Genomic DNA, 3,581 nt, shown 5'->3' with positions numbered 1-3,581 from the left:
CAATGCGGAATTTGGCACATCGACTGATAATCACGTAATGACCGAAGTCTACGTGACTGATCTACAGAAGTATATCGTCCAGGATGCGACCTTCAATTTCGTCTACCGCAATGATGACGGTGACATTCTCTCATTCTACGAAGCTAGGGCGCTGCTTCACTCTGGAGGCAATCTGAATTTTGACGGTTTCGCTAACTACCGTTCGTACATCTATGGTGAGATTGAGCCGGCGTTGAGCGAGACGCTTCAGCAGTACTTTCGCGATAACTATTTGGATTTGGTTTACTGGTGGTACGGGGCGGATGGCCTTCCCCACGCAGAGGCGGTGGCACTGTTTCTCGATGCTGGCACTGCGCACGATCCAGCCAGCAATCAAGGGGGCGTATTTGCAGATCACGCCGCTGCGCTGGCTGCAATTGATCAATACGACTCTCAAGGTTGGACGCAGGCGGCTCAGACGTTGCGCGGCCAAGGGTACTACGTTTCTGGTTTTGCCTTCGGTGATGGGCTCACAACCTACACGTCGCAATGGCTCACGGTTCGGCTGGCGAATGGAGAGTATATCTCGGTTGAGCTGCAAAGTGGGGCCATACTTCAAGGTTCGCTTGACCAATTAATGAGCGAGGCGACTGGTGGGACGATTCGCAATCTAGGTGCGGACGTCTCTTTGTTCCTCGATCCATTCTATCTTTTAGCGGCGAACGGAACGCTCATGCGGGCCGGAGGACCGTCGCTCGGGGCGTATGACAGAGGCGGAACGGCTGTTGACGATAGACTAACTGCCACCGCGGAATTTACGCGGGTCTTCGGCTACGAAGGCAACGACATGCTTTACGGTGCTGGCGGGGCAAGTCTTCTGGTCGGAGGCAAAGGGGATGACAAGTACTTCATCGGCGATACTCTCAACTTGGTGATTGAGAAGGCCGGCGAGGGGTATGACACGGTCATCACGGATGTGAGCTATACGTTGACTGCCGGATCGGAGATTGAGCTGCTGCGTACCTATGGCTCAGCTACGATGACGCCGGTCTCGCTTACCGGGAACGAGTTTGCCAACACCATCGTTGGGAACGATGCAGCGAACACGCTGGATGGAAAGGCGGGTGCCGATACTATGTGGGGATATGGTGGCGACGATAGGTTTTTCGTCGACAACATCGGCGACAGAGTCGTCGAGGCGGTCGGTGGCGGATACGACACCGTCATTACGAGCGTCAACTACACTCTCACGGCAGGGTCGGAAATTGAATTGCTGCGCACTTACGGTTCGGCACTTACGTCGCCGCTCACACTGGTGGGCAACGAGTTCAATAACATAATAGCTGGAAATGACGGTGCTAACACGTTGGACGGCAAGGGCGGCGCCGACACACTGTGGGGATATGGCGGTGATGATCGCTACTTTGTCGATAACATCGGTGACCGCATCGTTGAGGCCGTCGGTAGTGGGTACGACACGGTTGTAACCGACACGACCTATATTCTTAATGCGGGTGCCGAAGTCGAATTGCTGCGCACTTACGGAACCGCCGGCACGCATGACGTCAATCTGTTCGGGAACGAGTTCAACAACATCGTCGCTGGCAACGATGGTCGGAATGTTCTCGGCGGGGGCGGCGGAAACGATACTTTGTGGGGATACGGTGGGTCGGACACGTTCTTCTTCTTCGGCCCGAACGAGGGTGCCGACGTAATCGCGGACTTCACTCCCGGCGAAGATAAGATCGCATTTTCGCGGGGCTTCAACATGCCCGCAGGCACCTTGGCCGAGGCGGGCGTGGACTTCGTATTGGGCGCGGCCGCGACAAGTCCGGCTGCGAGCGTCGTCTATAACGCCAGCACGGGCGGATTGTATTGGGACGTTGACGGCTCGGGATCTTCTTCGGCCGTTTTGCTCGCGACTTTAGCCAACCACGCGACATTGCAGCAGTCGGATTTCTTCATCGTTTGACGGCGCGGCTTCCGCGTCTTTGAGCGTTCTCTGATGCGTTATTCTGCGCGTGGATTAGTCGCGTTTTTCGCAGGCCTTTGTTGCCGATGCTGATGAGTGAGAGCGGAGGCCCCGCCTCCTGATAGTCTAATCTGGAATTCAAGCCACCATACCCGCCCAGCACCGGCCGCGCGGAAACTATTCTATCGAGACCCCACCAATCACGCGGTCCCTCATCGCGGCGGAGCCGAGGCTGTTGCTACAGCTTCCCCGGTAGTCGTCTCGTCCGCGCCGAACTGGTTGCGGCGATCATACGCAGGCTGCCAGTCGTCCAGCGCGGCCGAACAACCACGAAAAAGATCGGATGTTCGTACAACGACATCCTGACACGCCTTTATCTGTTCCTATGCAGAGGGAATGGTGGCCATATTGATTTAGAGATAAGCTGAGTAAAGTTGTCGTCGATTGATGATCGTGTGGATGACACCCACTCCACGGCATCGATGTGCCAGAATGTTGCTGATAGCAACTCAGAGGGGAGCCATCCACAATGCATCCTACCACAATCGGTTTTGATCTCGCCAAGCATGTTTTTCAGGCGCATGGTGTCGATGCGACAGGCGCGGTCGTTTTTCGTAAGAAGCTCCGTCGCTCGGAATTCATTGCGTTCTTCGCCAAGCTTCCTCCTTGTGTCATCGGTATCGAAGCCTGTGGAACGGCCCATTATTGACCGTGCGGTCCATCTGCACACTGCGGCAATCGCGGATGAGCAGGGCCGCGCGCAGATCGCTCATGCTTATGCCACGACCTGTTACGGATCGCAGGGATTGACGACGACGCGGACTTTTGTGCTCGCTGATCCCTTCATGGACCGTCACGACATTCATGTCGCGGCAAGCCGCGCGCGTGAGGAGACGCATCTCTTCATCGACGGAAAGAAACTCGATGCCCGCGTGAAAAGTGCGCGGCTCCTTGGGACCGCGACAAGCCGGTCGGGATGCAGGACAGGCTGGATGCGCTCGCCGCCGCGCTTGGCCGCTCAGGCGTCACCCAATCGACGCTCGATTATGTTCCGATGCCGCCTCGGCAACTGACGATGACGGTAGATCAGCGTCTCGGTGAAACCGGGCAGGCGCAAGAAGCTGTGCCGCCTGAGCCGACGATTGCCCAGCCTGAAAATCGGTCGCCCGTCCCCATCAAGGACATCCGTCGCTCGCGGGGACTGTCCCTTGACTGAGCAATCTCATTCCAGGCTCCCGAAGCATAAACGGGATATGCACGCGCTCGCTGGAGGGATTGCGCAGGGGGCGGGCGCGTCTACTGCGAGCAAGGTCGTTGACAACTGGCCCAAGGCCATCCCCGTCACCGAGCGCGAGATTGAGGTGATCGAGACCTATTTGAGTGACGTTCTCGATGCTGTTCTCGCTCAGTGTAGATCGGGGCGTTGACGTGCGAGCGACGTTTTCTGGCGCCGAATATGGGGCACAAAAGTCGAATTTGCGGTTGAAGAACGGGCTCGAAAGCTCGTTTCGGATGCATGTCGAGTAGACCGGGGTTGCTATTCCGATTGAGTAGCGATCGAGTGCCGAAAAGGAGTTTGAGTGATGGGCAAGACGTCGCGTATGCGATCCTCTGAAGGCGAAGAGTTCGG

Annotated in this window: 2 protein-coding genes and 1 pseudogene; all 3 read left to right on the top strand. The window is 56.8% G+C overall.

The features are described from left to right. A partial coding sequence (locus ACIQ17_RS32100) for a calcium-binding protein (protein WP_398473590.1) occupies window positions 1-1,951 on the top strand: 1,951 nt, incomplete at its 5' end. Between the two features lie 529 nt (window positions 1,952-2,480). Next, window positions 2,481-2,657, top strand: a pseudogene (locus ACIQ17_RS32095) (IS110 family transposase); the annotation flags it as partial. 270 nt (window positions 2,658-2,927) lie between these two features. After that, entirely contained in the window at window positions 2,928-3,167 is a 240-nt protein-coding gene (locus ACIQ17_RS32090) for a hypothetical protein (RefSeq protein ID WP_398473589.1), read from the top strand. Window positions 3,168-3,581 lie beyond the last annotated feature (414 nt).

Origin of the sequence: Tardiphaga sp. (assembly GCF_044340795.1) — a bacterium.
Taxonomy (GTDB): Bacteria; Pseudomonadota; Alphaproteobacteria; order Rhizobiales; family Xanthobacteraceae; genus Tardiphaga.
The sequence above is the reverse complement of the archived record's forward strand: the minus strand, read 5'-3'. Positions and strand labels throughout refer to the sequence as shown.

Excerpts from the sequence above, each read along its gene's own strand:
- ACIQ17_RS32090 (WP_398473589.1), top strand. The coding sequence starts at position 2,928 with ATGCAGGACAGGCTGGATGCGCTCGCCGCCGCGCTTGGCCGCTCAGGC.